Below are 17,579 nucleotides of genomic sequence, written 5' to 3'. Positions count from 1 at the left end.
TGCGGGGTGGGCGTGCCCGGGCCGTGATGGTATCTTTGCGTATCCCCAGTCGGACCGAAGGTCGGCTAAGCCGCCGACACGCGGTCCTTTTGTCCATTCGAAATAACGGGATAGAGATGAGCAAGACCCCGATGACGCTGCGCGGCGCCGAGAAGCTGCGCGAAGAACTCCGGCACCGCAAGAGCGAGCTGCGGCCGACGATCATCGCTGCCGTCGAAGAGGCGCGTTCGCACGGCGATCTCAAGGAGAACGCCGAGTACCACGCGGCCCGCGAGCAGCACGGCTTCAACGAGGGGCGGATCCAGGAGATCGAGGCCAAGCTGTCGAACGCCCAGATCATCGACCCCAAGCAGGTCGCGGCGCACGGCAAGATCATCTTCGGCGCGACGGTGCAGCTCGCCGACGCCGACAGCGGCGAGGAAATGAACTACCAGATCGTCGGCGAGGACGAGGCGGACGTGAAGGCGGGCCTGCTGTCGGTCAACAGCCCGATCGCCAAGGCCCTGATCGGCAAGGCCGAAGGGGACTTCGTGCAAGTCGCGACGCCGCAAGGCGTGCGCGAGTTCGAGGTTGTCGGCGTCCGCTACCTCTAAAGCAGGACGTCTTTCAGGCCCGGACCTTGAAGCCGGCGATTTCGCCCGCATCTCGGCGGGCATGACTGCCGCTCCCTCCATGACGCAGAAACGCCGCCCCAGTTCCGCCCGCTGGCTCGCCGAGCACGAGTCCGATCCGTACGTCCAGGAAGCCCGGCGACTGGGCTATCGCTCGCGGGCCGTGTTCAAGCTCAAGGAAATCCAGGAGAAGGACAAGATCCTGCGTCCGGGTCAGATCGTCGTCGATCTCGGCGCCGCGCCGGGCGGCTGGAGCCAGTACGCCCGGCCGCTGCTCGGCGCCAAGGGCCAGCTGTTCGCGCTCGACATCCTGCCGTTCGATCCGATCCCGGCGGTCGACATCATCGTCGGCGACTTTCGCGAGGACGCGGTCCTGCACCAGCTCGAGGCCAAGGTCGGCGACCTGTCGGTCGACGTGGTGCTCAGTGACATGGCGCCGAACCTGTCGGGCGTCGACGCCGCCGATCAGGCCGGCAGCATCCATCTCTGCGAGCTGGCGCTCGAGTTCGCCAAGGCGCATCTGAAGCCGCGCGGCACGCTGCTGGTCAAGGCGTTTCAGGGCGAGGGTTTCGACGCCTATCTGAAGGTCATGCGCGAGGCGTTCGAGACCGTCAGCATCCGCAAGCCCAAGGCTTCGCGGGCGCGCTCTAGTGAAGTTTATTTGCTGGCGCGCAACTTCCGTGCGGTGTAAGGTGCAATCGTCCGTAATTCCGACAGGTCTCCGACGTTGAACGATCTGGCAAAAAATCTGTTGCTGTGGGTCATCATCCTCGTGGTGCTGATGGTGGTGTTCCAGAGCTTTTCCTCGCGTTCGAGGCCGCAGTCGCCGCTCGCGTATTCCGAGTTCATCAGCCAGGTCAAGGACGGCAACGTCGGCGAGGTGACCATTGATGGTCAGGTGATTCGTGGCGAGATGAAGGGCGGCACGCCGTTCGTCTCGATCAGCCCGGAAACCGACAACAGCGCGATGGTCGGCACGCTGCTCGACAACAAGGTCAAGTTCAGCGGTTCGCTGCCGAAGGAAACGCCGATCCTGCTGCAGCTGCTGTTCAACGCCTTCCCGATCCTGCTGCTGATCGCGGTCTGGGTCTACTTCATGCGGCAGATGCAGGGCGGCGGTGGTGGCCGTGGCGCGCTGAGCTTCGGCAAGTCGCGCGCGCGCATGCTCAACGCCGATCAGGTCAAGGTCACGTTCAACGACGTGGCCGGCTGCGAGGAAGCCAAGCAGGAGGTCGCCGAGCTGGTCGACTTCCTCAAGGACCCGGGCAAGTTCCAGAAGCTCGGCGGCAAGATTCCGCGCGGCGTGCTGATGGTCGGCTCGCCGGGTACCGGCAAGACGCTGCTGGCCAAGGCGATCGCCGGCGAGGCCGGCGTGCCGTTCTTCACGATCTCCGGTTCCGACTTCGTCGAGATGTTCGTCGGCGTCGGCGCCTCGCGCGTGCGCGACATGTTCGAGCAGGCCAAGAAGCATGCGCCGTGCATCATCTTCATCGACGAAATCGATGCCGTCGGCCGTCACCGCGGTGCCGGTCTGGGCGGCGGTCATGATGAGCGCGAGCAGACGCTGAACCAGCTGCTCGTCGAGATGGACGGCTTCGAGGGCAGCGAGGGCGTGATCGTCATCGCCGCGACCAACCGCCCGGATGTGCTCGATCCGGCGCTGCTGCGCCCGGGCCGCTTCGACCGCCAGGTCGTCGTGCCGCTGCCGGATGTGCGCGGCCGCGAGCAGATCCTGAAGGTCCACATGCGCGCGGTGCCGCTGGCCGACAACGTCAAGCCGGAAATCATCGCGCGCGCGACGCCGGGCTTCTCCGGCGCCGATCTCGCCAATCTCGTCAACGAAGCCGCACTGTTCGCCGCGCGCGCCAACAAGCGCCTGGTCGATCACGACGACTTCGAGCGCGCCAAGGACAAGATCATGATGGGCGCCGAGCGGCGCTCGATGGTGATGTCCGAGGACGAGAAGAAGCTCACTGCCTACCATGAGGCCGGCCACGCGATCGTCGGCCTGTCGGTGCCGGAGCACGATCCGGTCTACAAGGTCACCATCATCCCGCGCGGCCGCGCGCTCGGCGTGACGATGTTCCTGCCGGAAGAGGATCGCTACAGCTACACCAAGCAGCGCCTCAACTCGTCGATCTGCTCGCTGTTCGGCGGCCGCATCGCCGAGGAAGTGATTTTCGGGCCCGAGAAAGTCACCACCGGCGCCAGCAACGACATCGAGCGCGCCACCGACATCGCGCGCAACATGGTCACCAAGTGGGGCCTGTCCGAGAAGCTCGGACCGCTGGCCTACTCGGAGGACAACGGCGAGGTGTTCCTTGGCAAAAGCGTGACGCAGACCAAGAACGTGTCCGACGAGACGGCGCACGTCATCGACGAGGAAATCCGCTCGGTGATCGAGGCCAATTATTCGAAAGCCAAGGCCATCATCCTCGACAATCTCGACAAGCTGCACACGATGGCGCAGGCGCTGATCAAGTTCGAGACGATCGACGCCGAACAGATCCGTCGCATCATGGCCGGGCAGGATCCGGGGACGCCGGAGAGCTGGACCGACAACTCCCGACCGGGCGGCGGCGGTCCCGCTCCGACGGCGGCGTCGCCCGCCGATCTCGGCGTGCAGCCGGCCGGCGGCCCGCCGAAGCCGGCGAGCCAGCAGACCTAGCAGAACGAGAAGGCCGGCGAGAGCCGGCCTTCTTCGTTGTCTCCCGGATATTGGAAGAAGAGATGTTGCTGCAACTGCCGCGACGTACGCTGCCGCTCGACGCGCCGGTCGTGATGGGGATTCTCAACGTCACGCCGGATTCATTCTCGGACGGTGGCCGGCACCGGACCGTCGAGGCTGCGCTGCGGCGTGCCGGCGAAATGATCGGGGAGGGCGCCGGCATCGTCGATGTCGGCGGCGAATCGACGCGACCTGGTTCGGAAGCGGTCGGCGAGTCCGAGGAAATCGATCGGGTCGTGCCGGTCATCGAAGCGATCCGCCGCGAATTCGATGTCGCGATCTCGATCGACACGATGAAGCCAGCAGTCATGCGCGCCGCCTGTGCGGCGGGTGCGGAACTGATCAACGATGTTTACGCCTTGCAGGCGCCGGGCGCACTCGATGCCGCGCGCGAGGCGGGCGCGGCCGTCTGCCTGATGCACATGCAGGGGCAGCCGAAGACCATGCAGCGGGCCCCGCACTACGACGACGTGCTGGCCGAGGTTCGCGGCTTTCTGGCGGAACGCGTGGCCGCCTGCGAGAGAGCCGGCATCCCCCGTTCGCGGCTCTGCATCGACCCGGGCATCGGCTTCGGCAAGCGTCTCGAACACAATCTCGCGCTGCTCGCACAGGCCGATGCGCTCGCAGCGGGGCTGCCGGTGCTGATCGGCGTCTCGCGCAAGGCGATGTTCGGCGAGCTGCTCGGCCGGCCGGTCGATGAACGCCTGCCGGGCGCGCTGGCGGTCGCCGCCATTGCCGTCTGGCAAGGGGCCGCTATAGTGCGCGTCCACGACGTGAAGGCCACGGCGGACGCGATTCGCGTCGCCCAGGCCTTGCGTGAATTCAGGAAGACGAAGTGAGCCGTCAGTATTTCGGAACGGATGGAGTGCGCGGGCGGGTCGGCGTGGCGCCGATGACGCCGGAGTTCGCGCTGAAGCTTGGATGGGCGGCGGGGCGGGTGCTCGCCGACGGGCACGGCGCACGCGTCGTGATCGGCAAGGACACGCGGCGTTCCGGCTATCTGTTCGAATCGGCGCTGGAAGCCGGTTTCGCGGCGGCCGGCGTCGAGACCGATCTGCTCGGGCCGCTGCCGACGCCGGGCGTCGCCTATCTGACGCGCGCGCTGCGCGCCCAGGCGGGTGTCGTGATCTCGGCTTCGCACAACCCGCACCACGATAACGGCGTGAAGTTCTTCGGGCCGGACGGCGGCAAGCTCAGCGATGAAGTGGAGCTCGAAATCGAGCGGCTGATCGACGCGCCGCTCGAGTGCGTCGCGCCCGAGCGCCTCGGTCGTGCCAAGCGCATCGACGATGCGGCCGGCCGCTACATCGAATTCTGCAAGGGCACGTTCGGCGAGAAGAACCTCAACGGTCTCAAGCTGGTCGTCGATTGCGCCAACGGCGCGGCTTACCGCGTCGGCCCGGCGATCTTCGAAGAACTTGGCGCCGAGGTCGTGACGATCGGCGACCATCCGAACGGGCTCAACATCAATGCCGGTTGTGGCTCGACGCACCTGGGCGCCGTGAAGGCCGCCGTGCATCAGCACGGCGCCGACCTCGGCATCGCGCTCGACGGCGACGCCGACCGCTGCCTGATGGTGGATGCGGCCGGCAACGAGATCGACGGCGATCAGATTCTCTATGTGATCGCGCGCGCGCGGCTCGCGGCCGGCGAGCTGCTTGGGCCGGTGGTCGGCACGCAGATGTCCAATCTCGGGCTCGAACGCGCGCTGCTCGCGCTGGGCATCGAGTTCCGCCGCGCGAAGGTCGGTGATCGCTACGTCATGGAACTGCTGCGCGAGACGGGCGGCATGCTCGGCGGCGAAGGGTCCGGACATACGATTTGCCTCGACAAGACCTCGACCGGCGATGGTCTGGTGACCGCGCTGCAGGTGCTGGCGGCTGTTGTCGGACAGAAGAAGCGTCTGGACGAACTTGTCGCCGGCATGGCGAAATTTCCGCAGATTCTGATCAATATTCCGGTGCAGGCGCGCGCGGCCGACGTGCTGGCGCAGCCCACCGCGCGCGCAGCCGAAGCGGCTGCCCGCGAGCGGCTCGGCGTGCGGGGGCGTGTCCTGCTGCGTGCTTCGGGCACCGAGCCGCTGATCCGGGTCATGGTCGAGGCCGATGACGATGAGCTCGCGCGGCGCGAAGCCCGGGCGCTGGCCGATGCGATCGAGTCGGTTCGGGCATAAAGGCATACACGCAAAGTTTGGGAGCAAGAAGATGGCGCGTCGCAAGATGGTGGCGGGAAACTGGAAGATGAACGGCTCGCGGGATGCGAACGCGAACCTCGTGCACGACGTGGTGTTCGATTCGAAGCGCTATCCGGATATCGACGTTGTCGTTTGCCCGCCGGCCGTCTACGTCGAATCGGTCGGCGCGGGACTCAATGGCAGCAGCGTGCAGCTCGGCGGGCAGAACCTCAGCGAGCAGGAGAAGCCCGGCGCGTACACCGGCGAAATTCACGGCGGCATGCTCAAAGATATCGGCTGCTCATACGTGCTCGTTGGCCATTCCGAGCGGCGTGCCCTCTATGGGGAGACCGACGCGCTCGTGGCGCGCAAGTTCAAGACGGCGCAGCTGTGCGGGTTGCAGCCGATCCTCTGCGTCGGCGAGACGCTTGAGGAACGCGAGGCGGGCCAAACCGAGGCCGTCCTGGCGCGCCAGCTCGCAGCGGTGCTCGAAGCGGCCGGGGTCGAAGCGTTCAAGAATGCCATCGTTGCCTATGAACCAGTCTGGGCGATCGGCACCGGGCGTACGGCGAGCGCGGAGCAGGCACAGGCGGCGCACGCGTTCCTGCGTGGTCAGCTGGCCGCAGCCAATGCTAAAATTGCTAATTCAACCCGTATTCTTTACGGCGGCAGCGTCAAGGCCGACAACGCGGCGTCGCTGTTCGCGAATGCCGACGTCGACGGCGGCTTGATCGGCGGCGCGTCGCTGAAGGCGGCGGAATTCCTTGCGATCTGCGCGGCTGCGCAGTCGCTGTGTCAGTGAGTCGAGCATGTATACGATTTTGGTCATCATCCAGGTTCTGGTTGCGGTTGCGCTGGTCGGTCTGATCCTCATCCAGCACGGCAAGGGTGCCGATGCCGGTGCTGCCTTCGGCAGCGGCGCCTCAGGCACCGTGTTCGGTTCGCGCGGCTCGGCGAATTTTCTGTCGCGGACCACGGCGTGGCTGGCGACGGTGTTCTTCTGCGTGAGCCTGGCGCTTGCCTATCTGGTGCACGGCCAGCGCGATCCGGGCAGCAGCTCGGTTGTCGACCGTGTGCCGGCCGCCGCCGGCGAAGCCCCGAGCGCCGCCGAGCCGGCCGCACCGGCGACCGGCGAAGAAAAGAAGGCGCCAGTCGTTCCGGAGTAGAGACAAATCGAAAATGAGGCGCTAGAATTCGCGCCCCGTTGTCGTCCCTGCGTTAGCCCACGTGGTGGAATTGGTAGACACACTACCTTGAGGTGGTAGCGGCGAAAGTCATGGGAGTTCGAGTCTCTCCGTGGGCACCAAGGCAGGTTGGCTGAATCAGGGCTAGCCTGATGTTTTTTGGAAGGGCGCGCCGGCCCATGTTTTTTCGGCGCCGGCACAGTCGTTTGGCTTGCATGCATGAGCTGGTACGGCTATACTTTTTGTCTGTCTGGTGCGGGGTGGAGCAGTCTGGCAGCTCGTCGGGCTCATAACCCGAAGGTCGTAGGTTCGAATCCTGCCCCCGCTACCAATGATTTGGCTTGAAAAAGGCCCCTTGCGGGCCTTTTTTATTGGTTTTTTGGTTTTTATGCTGTATCGCTGATTTTGGAGCGTGCCTTTGGCGGCAATGCAAGAGCGTTTAGAGCAGATTCTGGAGCCGGTGGTCGAAAGCATCGGCTATGAACTGCTGCTGCTCGAGTACAGCCCAAGCCCCCGCAATGCCATGTTGCGTCTCTACATTGACGCTCCCGCCGGCATCACCATCGACGACTGCGAGCGCGTCAGCAAGGAAGTCGCCGGCGTCCTCGACGTCGAGGATCCGATCCGCAGCGCTTATCGACTTGAAGTCTCGTCGCCGGGGCTGGATCGCCCGCTCGTCAAGCCGGCGCATTTTCTGCGCTTCGTCGGTGAGCAGGCGCGCGTTCAGCTGATCGCTCCGCTCAACGGACGCCGCCGCTACGTCGGATTCATCCGCGGCCTCGAAGGCGACACGCTTCGTCTGGAAACCAAAGAAGGCTTGGCCGAAATTCCGCTGCCCGAGATCGAGCGGGCGCGGCTCGTACCGGATTACGATCAGGAGTGAAGCAAGGCATGAACAAGAACATCCTGCTGATGGTCGATGTCGTTTCCAACGAGAAAGGCGTCGAGAAAGAGCTGATCTTCCAGGCGCTCGAAGCTGCGCTCGCGTCTGCGGCCAAGGAGCAGTACGGCGACGAGGCTGAACTGCGTGTCGCGATCGACCGCGAAACCGGCGAGTACGAGACGTTCCGCCGCTGGACGGTCCTTGAGGACGACAGCGAGGACTTCGAATTTCCGGAACGGCAGATCAAGCTTTCGTACGCGCAGAAGGAAGACGCCGACGCGCAGCCGGGCGACGTCATCGAGCGCAAGGTTGATTCGGTCGACTTCGGTCGTATCGGTGCGCAGAAGGCCAAGCAGGTCATCGTGCAGAAGGTGCGTGAAGCCGAGCGCGCGCAGATCGTCGCCGCGTTCAAGGATCGCGTCGGCGAGCTGATCTCGGGGCAGGTCAAGCGTCTCGAGCGAGGCAGTGTGATCGTCGATCTCGGCTCGAATGCCGAAGCGATCATCCTGCGCGACCACCTGATCCCGCGCGAGCCGGTTCGTCCGGGCGACCGTATTCGCGGCTATCTCTATGAAGTGAGCCCGCAGGTGCGTGGCCCGCAGCTGTTCCTGTCGCGCACGATGCCTGAGTACCTGATGGAGCTGTTCAAGCTCGAGGTGCCGGAAATTGCGCAGGGCCTGATCGATCTCAAGGGCGCCGCCCGCGATCCGGGCCTGCGCGCCAAGATTGCGGTGCAGGCCAAGGACAAGCGCATCGATCCGGTCGGTGCCTGCGTCGGCATGCGCGGCTCGCGCGTGCAGAGTGTTTCGAACGAGCTGGCCGGCGAGCGCGTCGACATCGTGCCGTGGGACGAGAACGTCGCGCAGTTCGTCATCAACGCCATGGCCCCGGCGGAAGTCGAGACGATCGTGGTCGACGAAGAAGCGCACGCGATGACGATCGGCGTGGCCGAAGAGAAGCTGGCGCAGGCGATCGGCCGTGGCGGCCAGAACGTCCGGCTGGCTTCCGAGCTGACGGGCTGGATCCTCAACGTCATGACGACCGCCGAGGCGGAGTCGAAGAAGGAAGAGGAAAACCAGTCGGTACTGCAAATGTTCATGGAGCACCTCGACGTTGATGCCGAGGTTGCGAGCGTGCTCGTCCAGGAAGGCTTCACCACCCTGGAAGAAGTCGCTTACGTGCCGGCGCAGGAAATGATGCAGATCGAGGAGTTCGATGATCAGATCATCGAGGAGCTCCGCAATCGTGCACGCGACGTGCTGCTGACCAAGGCGATCGCCAAGGCCGAGCAGCGTGCTCATGCGCAGCCGTCGTCGGATCTGCTCGCCGTCGAGGGCATGGACGAGGACACGGCTTACCAGCTTGCCGAAGTCGGTGTCACGAGCTGCGAAGCGCTTGCCGATCTGGCGACCGACGAGCTGCTCGAGACGCTGCCGGAATTCGGCGAGGAACGCGCGTCGAAACTCATCATGGCCGCCCGCGCCAAGGCTTACGCCTGATCCGAATCAGGAAATCTGGGCTCGCGCCCGGGGAATACGGATGTCAACCGTAACTGTTCAAGATTTTGCGAAAGAGCTCAATCGTCCGGTCGACGAACTGCTCTCCCAGTTTCATGAGGCCGGTGTGTCCGTCAAGGACGCGCAGTCGGCGATCTCGGGCGACGACAAAGTCGCCTTGCTGAACTACCTCAAGCAGAAGACGGGGCTGGCGAGTGCTGCCGAGCCGCGCCGCATCACACTCAAGCGCAAGGAAACCACCGAGCTCAAGCTCGGCGGTGGCCGTGGTGCGCCGTCGAAGACGATCAGCATCGAGGTCCGCAAGAAGCGCACCTTCGTCAAGTCGGATGAGCTGCCGGAAGTTCCGGCGGCGGTGCCAGCGGCGGCCGTGCCGGCGGCGGTGCCGACTCCGGAGGTCGTCGTCGAGGTCGACCCGGAAGCGCAGCGTCGGGCCGAAGAAGCGGCAGCCGCTGAAAGGGCGCAGCGTGAAGCGGCAGCGCTTGCCGCCGCCGAGCTGGAGGCCAAGCGGCAGCAGGAAGATCTGGAGCGTCGGCAGCGCGAGGAAGCGGAAGCGCGCACGCGGGCCGAAGCTGAGGCTGCCGTTCAGGCGCAGCGCGCCGAGCACGAGCGCCGCCTCAAGGAAGACACGCTGTACCGCGAGAAGTGGGAGCGCGAACAGGCTCGCATGCGGGCCGCCGAGAACGTGCGCCGCGCGGCTGAAGCGGCGCGCCAGATGGCGGCGCAGCCGCGTACGCCGCCGGCGCCGGTGCGTGGCGATCGGCAACCGACGCCGGCTGCGGCGCCGGCTCCCGCTGCGCCGGGCAGCGATCGCGGTCGCGGTGGCCGTGACGACCGTGTTCATCGCCAGGAACTGCACCTGTCGGAAGGCAAGGGCGGCAAGCGCGACAAGAAGCAGAAAAAGCCGTCGGGCCGCATTCGCATCGACAACGTGCACGGCTTCGAAAAGCCGGTTGCGCCGATCGTGCGCGAGGTCGAGGTGCCCGAAGCCATCACCGTCGGAGAACTCGCCAACCGCATGGCGGTCAAGGCGGTCGAGCTGATCAAGGTCATGATGAAGAACGGCATCATGGCGACGATCAACCAGACGCTGGACCAGGACACGGCCGCGCTGATGGTCGAGGAAATGGGCCACAAGGCGCGCATGGTCAAGGCCTCCGACTTCGAGGAGAGCCTTGAGCAGGCCGTGACCGGCGAGCAGGCCGATGGCGAGCGCGAAACGCGTCCGCCGGTCGTGACCATCATGGGTCACGTCGACCACGGCAAGACCTCTCTGCTCGATTACATCCGCAAGACCCGTGTTGCCGCGGGCGAGGCCGGTGGCATCACTCAGCATATCGGCGCCTATCACGTCGAGACGCCGAAGGGCATCATCACCTTCCTCGATACGCCGGGCCACGCAGCGTTCACCCGCATGCGTGCGCGCGGTGCGCAGGTCACCGATATCGTCATTCTGGTTGTTGCTGCCGACGATGGCGTGATGCCGCAGACCAAGGAAGCGATCCAGCACGCCAAGGCCGCGAACGCGCCGACGATTGTCGCCATCACCAAGATCGACAAGCCGGAAGCCGACCTCGACCGCGTGAAGAACGAGCTGTCGAAGGAAGGCGTCATTCCTGAAGACTGGGGCGGTGACACGCAGGTGGTCGGCGTTTCAGCCTTCACCGGCGCCGGCATCGATGAGTTGCTCGATGCGATCCTCGTGCAGGCGGAGGTGCTGGAGCTGACGTCGCCGGTCGATGCGCCGGCACGCGGCAACATCCTCGAGGCTTCGGTCGAGAAGGGGCGCGGTCCGGTCGCGACTGTGCTGGTTCGCGCCGGCACGCTGCGCCAGGGCGACGTCATCCTCACCGGTCCGCATTTCGGTCGCGTGCGCGCGATGTTCGACGAAGCCGGCAAACCGGTGAAGGAAGCAGGTCCGTCGATTCCGGTCCAGGTGCTCGGCCTGTCCGGCGCGCCGGATGCAGGCGACGACGTCGTCGTGGTCGCCGACGAGCGCAAGGCGCGCGAGCTCGCGTTGCTGCGCGAGCAGAAGCTGCGCGAGCAGAAGCTGGCGCAGAATCAGGCCGTGCGCATGGAGCAGGTCTTCGCCAACATGGGCCAGGGCGAGCAGAAGTCGCTCAACATCATGGTCAAGGCCGACGTTCAGGGTTCGGCCGAAGCGATCACCGAAGCGCTGCGCAAGATTCCGAGCGAAGAGGTCAAGGTCAACGTGCTATCGACGGCGATCGGTGGCATCAACGAGTCGGATATCGATCTGGCGATGGCATCGAAGGCGATCATCATCGGCTTCAATGTCCGCGCCGACGGCGCTGCGCGCAAGCGTATCCAGGACACCGGCGTCGACGTCCGTTACTACTCGATCATCTACGACATCATCGACGACGTCAGCAATGCGGTGTCGGGTCTGCTCGGCACGGAAACGCGCGAGCAGATCGTCGGTATCGCCCAGGTGCGCGAGGTGTTCCGCAGCTCCAAGCTCGGCAACATCGCCGGCTGTCTCGTCATCGAAGGCTCGGTACAGCGCAATCTGCCGATTCGCGTGCTGCGCAATCAGACGGTGGTCTACGAGGGCGTGCTTGAGTCGCTGCGTCGCTTCAAGGACGACGTCGCCAAGGTCGAGGCGGGTACCGAATGCGGTATCGGCGTCAAGGACTACAACGACGTCAAGGCGGGCGATCAGATCGAGTGCTTCCAGCGCATCGAGGTTCGCCGCACGGTGCAGGCCGCAGCGGCGTAAGATCAGGACGGAGCCGGCTCAGCTATGGCTGGCTCCGTCGCCTTTCGATGAAAGAGTATCCCCGCAAGCTTCGCCTCAATACCCAGCTCCAGAGCGAGCTGGCCCTGCTGATTCGCAACGAGCTTTCCGATCCGCGCGTCGCCGGCGTCACCGTGACGCGCGTCGACGTGTCGCCGGATCTGCGCAATGCCCGGGTCTCGGTCAGCCTCCTCGGTTCCGATGAGCAGCTCAAGGACGCGATCAAGGGGCTGGCCCATGCGGCGGGCAAGCTGCGCCACGAGCTCGGTGAGCGCCTGAGCGTCCGTTATGTACCGCAGCTGCATTTCACGGCCGACCTCGCGATGCGCGAGGGCGATCGCATCAGCGCGCTGATCCGCGACGCCGTGCGCCGCGACGAACACCACGGCGAGTAAGCGACCTTCATGGCGGTTTCAGCGCGCCTGCCGCGACGGCGCATTTCCGGCGTTCTGCTGCTCGACAAGCCGCTCGGGCTCAGCTCCAACGATGCCTTGCAGCGCGTCAAACGCCTGTTCCGCGCCGAGAAGGCGGGGCATACGGGCAGCCTCGATCCTCTGGCGACCGGCATGCTGCCGATCTGCCTCGGCGAGGCGACCAAGCTCAGCGGCGTGCTGCTGGAGTCGGACAAGCGTTACCGCGCGCGCGTTCGTCTGGGCGAGCAGACCTCGACGGGCGACGCCGAGGGCGAGGTGATCGCGGTATCGGATCCCGCGGGGCTGACCGAGGCGCAGCTGCGCGAGGCGATGCGTGGGTTGCGCGGCCATCTCTGGCAGATCCCGCCGATGCATTCGGCGCTCAAGCGCGATGGGCGGCCGCTCTACGAGCTGGCGCGACAAGGGCAGAGCGTCGAGCGCGAGCCGCGCCCGATCACGATCACCGAGCTCGAGCTGCTCGATTTCAGCGGCGCCGAATTCGAGTTCGAGGTGCTGTGCTCGAAGGGCACCTACGTGCGGACGCTGGCCGAGGATATTGCGGCCGCCGTCGGACAGAAGGCCCATCTGCGGGCGCTGCGGCGCACCGGCGTCGCGCCGTTCTGGGATCGTCCGATGCTGACGCTCGACGCGCTGCAGGCGCTCGCCGAGCAGCCCGCGGCGCTCGATGTTCACCTGCTCGGCCTGGCCGAAGCGCTGCGGCATTGGCCGGCCGTTGCCGTTGATGAGGTTCGCGCCGGCGCATTGGCACACGGTCAGCCGCAACGTATGGCGGGGCTGGTGCGCGGGCAACGCGTGGCGGTACTCGACGGTGCCGGGCGCTTGCTCGGCCTGGCCTGTACGGATGAGGAGGGCTGGTTGCGTCCGCAGCGCTGGCTGCAGACAGACCAGGGCGGCTAGCTTGTGAGAAAGCCGCCAGAAAAGCTAATATATTGGACTTTGTAAAGATCGAAGAATTGTTCCCGGAGTTGAAGGCAATGACGTTGACGGTTGAACGCAAGGCGGACGTGGTCAAGAAGTACGCCCGCGGCAAGAATGATACGGGCTCTCCCGAAGTCCAGGTGGCGCTGCTGACGGAGCGCATCAATGTGCTGGCACCGCATTTCGAAGCGCACAAGAAGGACAATCACTCGCGCCGCGGCCTGCTGAAGATGGTCAACCAGCGTCGCCAGATGCTGGACTATCTGAAGCGGAAGGACGAAGCCCGCTACAGCAAGCTCATCGCTGAGCTCGGTCTGCGCCGCTAACAAGCGGCGCAGTCGTTTTGACCGCCAGAATTCAGGGGTAGACCCATGGCAGTACCTGCCACTCCAGCCGTGCCCGTCAAAAAGACGTTCCGCTACGGCAAGCACAATGTGACGTTCGAGACCGCTGCGATCGCCCGCCAGGCGACTGCGGCGGTCATGGTGCACGTCGACGACACCGTCGTCTTCGTCAGCGTCGTCGGCAAGAAGGAAGCCAAGCCCGAGCAGGACTTCTTCCCGCTGACCGTCGACTACATGGAGCGCTTCTACGCCGGCGGCCGCATCCCCGGTGGCTTCTTCAAGCGCGAAGGCCGTCCGACCGAGAAGGAAACGCTGACCTCGCGCCTGATCGATCGTCCGCTGCGTCCGCTGTTCCCGGAAGGCTTCTACAACGAAGTCCAGATCGTGGCGATGGTGATGTCGCTGAATCCGGAGATCGACGGTGACCTTCCGGCGATGCTCGGAGCTTCGGCGGCGCTGGCCCTGTCCGGCATCCCGTTCCAGGGTCCGATCGGCGCCGCCAAGGTCGGCTACAAGGATGGCAACTACATCCTCAATCCGACGGCCACCGAACTGGAAACCTCGGATCTCGAACTCGTCGTCGCCGGCACCAAGGACGCCGTGCTGATGGTCGAGTCGGAAGCCAAGATGCTGTCCGAACCGGTCATGCTCGGCGCTGTCCTGTTCGGCCACGAGCAGATGCAGGCCGCGATCCAGGCGATCAACGAGTTCGCCGCCGAAGCCGGCAAGGCGAAGTGGGACTGGCAGCCCGCCGACCGTTCGGTCGTCAAGGCTTTCGTCGCCCAGTTCGAAGCCGAGATCGCCGACGCCTACGGCATCACCGAGAAGCAGGCGCGCTACGCCAAGCTCGATGAGGTTGCCAAGAAGGCCAAGGCCGCCCGCGCCGCCGATGCGCCGTTCACCGAGAATCAGCTCAAGGCTGAGCTCGAGGAACTGAAGGCGAAGATCGTCCGCAACCGTATCCTCGACGGCGCGCCGCGCATCGACGGCCGCGATCGCTTCACGGTCCGTCCGCTGGCGATGTCGGCCGGCGTTTTGCCGCGCACCCACGGCTCGGCGCTGTTCACGCGCGGCGAGACGCAGGTGCTGGCGGTGACCACGCTGGGTACCGGCAAGGATTACCAGATCATCGACGCCGTCGAAGGCGAGTGGCATGAGCACTTCATGTTCCACTACAACTTCCCGCCGTACTGCGTCGGCGAGACCGGCCGCCTGAACGCGCCGAAGCGCCGCGAGATCGGCCACGGCCGCCTCGCCAAGCGCGGCGTTGCCGCCGTGATGCCGGATCTCGACAGGGAGTTCCCGTACGTCGTCCGCGTCGTCTCGGAAGTCACCGAGTCGAACGGATCGAGCTCGATGGCCTCGGTCTGCGGCGCGTGCCTCGCGCTGATGGATGCGGGCGTGCCGATCAAGGCGCCGGTGGCCGGCGTGGCGATGGGCCTGATCCTCGAGGAAGGACGCTGGGCCGTGCTGACCGACATCCTCGGCGACGAGGATCACCTCGGCGACATGGATTTCAAGGTGGCCGGCACCAAGGACGGCATCACCGCGCTGCAGATGGACATCAAGATCACCGGCATCACCGGCGAGATCATGGCCCAGGCGCTGCAGCAGGCCCAGACCGCGCGTCTGCACATTCTCGAGCAGATGGTGCAGGTGCTGCCGACGCCGCGTTCGCAGCTGTCGCCGCATGCGCCGCGCATCACCACGATCAAGATCAACCCGGACAAGATCCGCGACGTGATCGGCAAGGGTGGCGCGACCATTCAGGCGATCACCAAGGAAACCGGCACGACGATCGACATCGAAGACGACGGCACGATCAAGATCGCCGCGGTCGACGGCAAAGCGGCGGAAGCCGCGATCACGCGCATCAATGCGCTGACGCGTGATGTCGAGGTGGGCACGATCTACGAAGGCCGCGTTGCCAAGATCATGGACTTCGGCGCGTTCGTAACGATCGCCCCGGGCAAGGATGGTCTGGTGCATATCTCGCAGCTCGCCGACAAGCGCGTCGAGAAAGTCGAGGATGTCGTCAAGGAAGGCCAGACCGTGCGCGTCAAGGTGCTCGAGGTCAGCCGTGACGGCAAGATCCGCCTGTCGATGAAGTCGAGCGACGTCGGGGCGCCGGCTGAGGCCTGATCGGTAGCGAAGTAACGAAAACGGCGCACCTCGGTGCGCCGTTTTCGTTTAGCGGGCGGATGGGTGTGGCGGAAAAAAGGAAACCCTCCGCAGGCGGAGGGTAAGGTGCGAGAAAGGCGCGTGGCCTTTCTGGAGGAGAGCGGTTCGAATCGCCGGCGCGGCGGACGATTCACGTTGCGATGCGGTATAGAAAAGACTTGACCGATCGGTCAATTTTGGTCAAAAAATAAGGCCTTCAAGATGAAGGCCTTATGACAGATTCGGAAAAGACGTGACGCTTTCGTCACGGCCTCGCGGCGAGCCTCAGGGCAGCACGTCCTTCTGCACCTGCTCGTCGTCACGGCCGGTGCGGCGCTTGATCGCCTGGGCGCTGGCCTGGATGTTGTGCAGGAACTCCTTGCGGATCGAGCGCCAGATCGGCACCTGCCGGTCGGCCATTTCCTTGAGCACCTGCAGCGGCTGCTGGGCCTGTCCGAGCATCTGGCGCAGCTGATCGGTGAAGTGATCCTGCTGCTCCTGGAACAGGCGGGCCGACAGTTCGAGATAGCGGCCGATGCTGTTCTGCATCGGGTCGCCGTAGTAGCGAATGATGAACTCGAGCAGTTCGGTGGTGAAGATCGGGTCGCCGCCTTCCTCCTGCTCGGCAATCACCTGCAGCAGGATGCTGCGCGTGATGTCCTCGTGCGTGCGCTTGTCCTCGACGCGGAACTTCACATCCTGCAGCACGAGCTGGCGGATTTCCTCCAGCGTGATGTAGCGGCTGATGTGCGTGTCGTACAAGCGACGGTTCGGATACTTCTTGATGATGCGGACGTCGGACATAAGCACCGGATTCACGAGGCTTTGCTGCGATGCAGCGTGTTGCGGCGCATCATGCCAGAACTAGGGCCCGGCCTCCACCGTCTGGCGATGGCGCTCGCGCAGGGCATCCGCCCGCCAATGGGCGACGCCCCAGTCGAGGAGCTCGGCGGGCGCGGCTCCGCGCAGTGCCGCGGGCGGCGCCTGCTGCAGCCATCGCAGGCACTGCCAGAGATTCGCGCCGGCCTTGGCAGTGTCCAGCGGCGTCGCATGATTCTGCTTGGAAAGCTTATGTCCGCTCGCGTCGACCAGGACCGGCACGTGCGCGTAGCGGGGCATCGGCAGCGCCAGCGCCTGCTGCAGCACGGTCTGCGCGAAAGTGGCGCCGATCAGATCGGCGCCGCGCACGACGTCGGTAATGCCTTGGGCCGCTTCGTCGACGGCGCAGGCGAGGTGATAGCCGATGATGCCGTCGCGCCGCCGCACGACGAAGTCGCCGAGCTCCGTGGCCGCATCGCGCTGCAGCTGCCCTTGGATGCGGTCGTCGATGTGCAGCAGGCCATCCGCTACCGAGACGCGCAGCGCTTGGTCCTTGAACGGCAGCTGTAGCGTGCGGCAGGTTCCGGGATAGACCGGGCCGTCAGGGCCGGGCCAGGCGCTGGCCGCCAGCGCCGCCCGTGTGCAGCGGCAGGCGTAGAGCCGGCCTTGTGCGGCGAGGCGCGCCAGTGCCGACTCGTACTCGGCCAGATGCTGCGACTGATAGCGGGGTGCCTCGTCCCAATACAAGGCATGCGCCTCGAGTTGGCGAAGGATTTGCGTATCGGCATCCGGCACGCAGCGCGGCCGGTCCAGATCGTCGATGCGCAGCAGCCAGCGTCCGTCGTTGCGGCGCGCGTCGAGATAGCTGGCGAGCGCCGTCAGCAGCGAACCGAGATGCAGCGGACCGCTCGGCGTCGGCGCGAAGCGGCCGCGATAGGATCCGGCGGCGGAACAAGCGGTCATGTTGCGGGGTTCGGACGGTGCCGCCGTTCACAGTCGTTCCTGTCGACTCGGCGGCGCCGCATGGTACAGTAACTTCACGTTGTAGCCGTT

Annotated in this window: 16 protein-coding genes and 2 tRNA genes; 16 read left to right on the top strand and 2 right to left on the bottom strand. The window is 65.4% G+C overall.

Annotated features, from left to right (window positions below):
* The first annotated feature begins 116 nt into the window (after positions 1-116).
* The 16 genes from greA to pnp all read left to right on the top strand — a co-directional run bounded on the left by greA (position 117) and on the right by pnp (position 15,689).
* A complete protein-coding gene (greA, locus tag H149_RS0103350; protein WP_020648320.1) occupies positions 117-593 on the top strand; it encodes a transcription elongation factor GreA in 477 nt (158 codons plus the stop codon).
* 79 nt (positions 594-672) lie between these two features.
* The gene (gene rlmE, locus H149_RS0103345) at positions 673-1,302 is read left to right on the top strand and encodes a 23S rRNA (uridine(2552)-2'-O)-methyltransferase RlmE (RefSeq protein ID WP_020648319.1); all 630 of its coding nucleotides are present in this window, start codon (positions 673-675) and stop codon (positions 1,300-1,302) included.
* 36 nt (positions 1,303-1,338) lie between these two features.
* Positions 1,339-3,279: an ATP-dependent zinc metalloprotease FtsH gene (gene ftsH / locus H149_RS0103340; protein WP_020648318.1), complete on the top strand. Its 1,941-nt coding sequence runs from the start codon at positions 1,339-1,341 to the stop codon at positions 3,277-3,279.
* A gap of 62 nt (positions 3,280-3,341) precedes the next feature.
* On the top strand, positions 3,342-4,178 hold the full coding sequence (gene folP, locus H149_RS0103335) for a dihydropteroate synthase (RefSeq protein ID WP_026352811.1): 837 nt from the start codon (positions 3,342-3,344) through the stop codon (positions 4,176-4,178).
* Positions 4,175-5,512, top strand: a complete 1,338-nt coding sequence (glmM, locus tag H149_RS0103330; RefSeq protein WP_026352810.1) for a phosphoglucosamine mutase — start codon at positions 4,175-4,177, stop codon at positions 5,510-5,512. The genes folP and glmM overlap by 4 nt, the downstream gene beginning before the upstream one ends.
* Before the next feature lie 31 nt (positions 5,513-5,543).
* A complete protein-coding gene (tpiA, locus tag H149_RS0103325; RefSeq protein ID WP_020648315.1) occupies positions 5,544-6,314 on the top strand; it encodes a triose-phosphate isomerase in 771 nt (256 codons plus the stop codon).
* Between the two features lie 7 nt (positions 6,315-6,321).
* Positions 6,322-6,678: a preprotein translocase subunit SecG gene (gene secG / locus H149_RS0103320; protein WP_020648314.1), complete on the top strand. Its 357-nt coding sequence runs from the start codon at positions 6,322-6,324 to the stop codon at positions 6,676-6,678.
* Between the two features lie 55 nt (positions 6,679-6,733).
* Positions 6,734-6,818, top strand: a tRNA-Leu gene (locus H149_RS0103315).
* A 132-nt stretch (positions 6,819-6,950) separates the two neighbouring features.
* Positions 6,951-7,027: transfer RNA gene (locus tag H149_RS0103310), tRNA-Met, on the top strand.
* 96 nt (positions 7,028-7,123) lie between these two features.
* Positions 7,124-7,579: a ribosome maturation factor RimP gene (gene rimP, locus H149_RS0103305; RefSeq protein WP_039747844.1), complete on the top strand. Its 456-nt coding sequence runs from the start codon at positions 7,124-7,126 to the stop codon at positions 7,577-7,579.
* A gap of 8 nt (positions 7,580-7,587) precedes the next feature.
* The gene (nusA, locus tag H149_RS0103300; protein ID WP_020648312.1) at positions 7,588-9,078 is read left to right on the top strand and encodes a transcription termination factor NusA; all 1,491 of its coding nucleotides are present in this window, start codon (positions 7,588-7,590) and stop codon (positions 9,076-9,078) included.
* Positions 9,079-9,118: 40 nt separating this feature from the next.
* Positions 9,119-11,833 carry a translation initiation factor IF-2 gene (gene infB, locus H149_RS0103295; protein ID WP_026352809.1) on the top strand — a complete coding sequence of 905 codons (2,715 nt, stop codon included), beginning with the start codon at positions 9,119-9,121 and terminating at the stop codon, positions 11,831-11,833.
* 47 nt (positions 11,834-11,880) lie between these two features.
* A complete protein-coding gene (rbfA, locus tag H149_RS0103290) occupies positions 11,881-12,246 on the top strand; it encodes a 30S ribosome-binding factor RbfA (RefSeq protein WP_020648310.1) in 366 nt (121 codons plus the stop codon).
* A gap of 9 nt (positions 12,247-12,255) precedes the next feature.
* Positions 12,256-13,182 (top strand): tRNA pseudouridine(55) synthase TruB, encoded by a 927-nt coding sequence (gene truB / locus H149_RS0103285; RefSeq protein ID WP_020648309.1) that lies wholly within the window; start codon positions 12,256-12,258, stop codon positions 13,180-13,182.
* Positions 13,183-13,259: 77 nt separating this feature from the next.
* Positions 13,260-13,529: a 30S ribosomal protein S15 gene (gene rpsO, locus H149_RS0103280; RefSeq protein WP_020648308.1), complete on the top strand. Its 270-nt coding sequence runs from the start codon at positions 13,260-13,262 to the stop codon at positions 13,527-13,529.
* Between the two features lie 45 nt (positions 13,530-13,574).
* Complete coding sequence (pnp, locus tag H149_RS0103275) at positions 13,575-15,689, top strand: polyribonucleotide nucleotidyltransferase (RefSeq protein ID WP_039747841.1); 2,115 nt, start codon at positions 13,575-13,577, stop codon at positions 15,687-15,689.
* Positions 15,690-15,992: 303 nt separating this feature from the next.
* On the opposite strand, the gene phaR is transcribed toward pnp, so the two are convergent.
* Together phaR and gluQRS are read right to left on the bottom strand one after the other, a co-directional pair.
* Positions 15,993-16,526, bottom strand: coding sequence for a polyhydroxyalkanoate synthesis repressor PhaR (gene phaR / locus H149_RS0103270; RefSeq protein WP_245540453.1), 534 nt, complete (start codon positions 16,524-16,526; stop codon positions 15,993-15,995).
* A 45-nt stretch (positions 16,527-16,571) separates the two neighbouring features.
* Entirely contained in the window at positions 16,572-17,489 is a 918-nt protein-coding gene (gene gluQRS, locus H149_RS0103265) for a tRNA glutamyl-Q(34) synthetase GluQRS (RefSeq protein ID WP_020648305.1), read from the bottom strand.
* Positions 17,490-17,579: the final 90 nt, after the last annotated feature.

This window comes from Solimonas variicoloris DSM 15731 (assembly GCF_000382285.1).
Taxonomy (GTDB): domain Bacteria; phylum Pseudomonadota; class Gammaproteobacteria; order Nevskiales; family Nevskiaceae; genus Solimonas; species Solimonas variicoloris.
The sequence above is the reverse complement of the archived record's forward strand: the minus strand, read 5'-3'. Positions and strand labels throughout refer to the sequence as shown.

Bases quoted from the DNA above. Each gene is read 5' to 3' on its own strand.
- greA (WP_020648320.1), top strand. From the start codon at position 117: ATGAGCAAGACCCCGATGACGCTGCGCGGCGCCGAGAAGCTGCGCGAA.
- rlmE (WP_020648319.1), top strand. From the start codon at position 673: ATGACGCAGAAACGCCGCCCCAGTTCCGCCCGCTGGCTCGCCGAGCAC.
- folP (WP_026352811.1), top strand. From the start codon at position 3,342: ATGTTGCTGCAACTGCCGCGACGTACGCTGCCGCTCGACGCGCCGGTC.
- tpiA (WP_020648315.1), top strand. From the start codon at position 5,544: ATGGCGCGTCGCAAGATGGTGGCGGGAAACTGGAAGATGAACGGCTCG.
- secG (WP_020648314.1), top strand. From the start codon at position 6,322: ATGTATACGATTTTGGTCATCATCCAGGTTCTGGTTGCGGTTGCGCTG.
- rimP (WP_039747844.1), top strand. From the start codon at position 7,124: ATGCAAGAGCGTTTAGAGCAGATTCTGGAGCCGGTGGTCGAAAGCATC.
- nusA (WP_020648312.1), top strand. From the start codon at position 7,588: ATGAACAAGAACATCCTGCTGATGGTCGATGTCGTTTCCAACGAGAAA.
- infB (WP_026352809.1), top strand. From the start codon at position 9,119: ATGTCAACCGTAACTGTTCAAGATTTTGCGAAAGAGCTCAATCGTCCG.
- rbfA (WP_020648310.1), top strand. From the start codon at position 11,881: ATGAAAGAGTATCCCCGCAAGCTTCGCCTCAATACCCAGCTCCAGAGC.
- truB (WP_020648309.1), top strand. From the start codon at position 12,256: ATGGCGGTTTCAGCGCGCCTGCCGCGACGGCGCATTTCCGGCGTTCTG.
- rpsO (WP_020648308.1), top strand. From the start codon at position 13,260: ATGACGTTGACGGTTGAACGCAAGGCGGACGTGGTCAAGAAGTACGCC.
- pnp (WP_039747841.1), top strand. From the start codon at position 13,575: ATGGCAGTACCTGCCACTCCAGCCGTGCCCGTCAAAAAGACGTTCCGC.
- gluQRS (WP_020648305.1), bottom strand. From the start codon at position 17,489: ATGACCGCTTGTTCCGCCGCCGGATCCTATCGCGGCCGCTTCGCGCCG.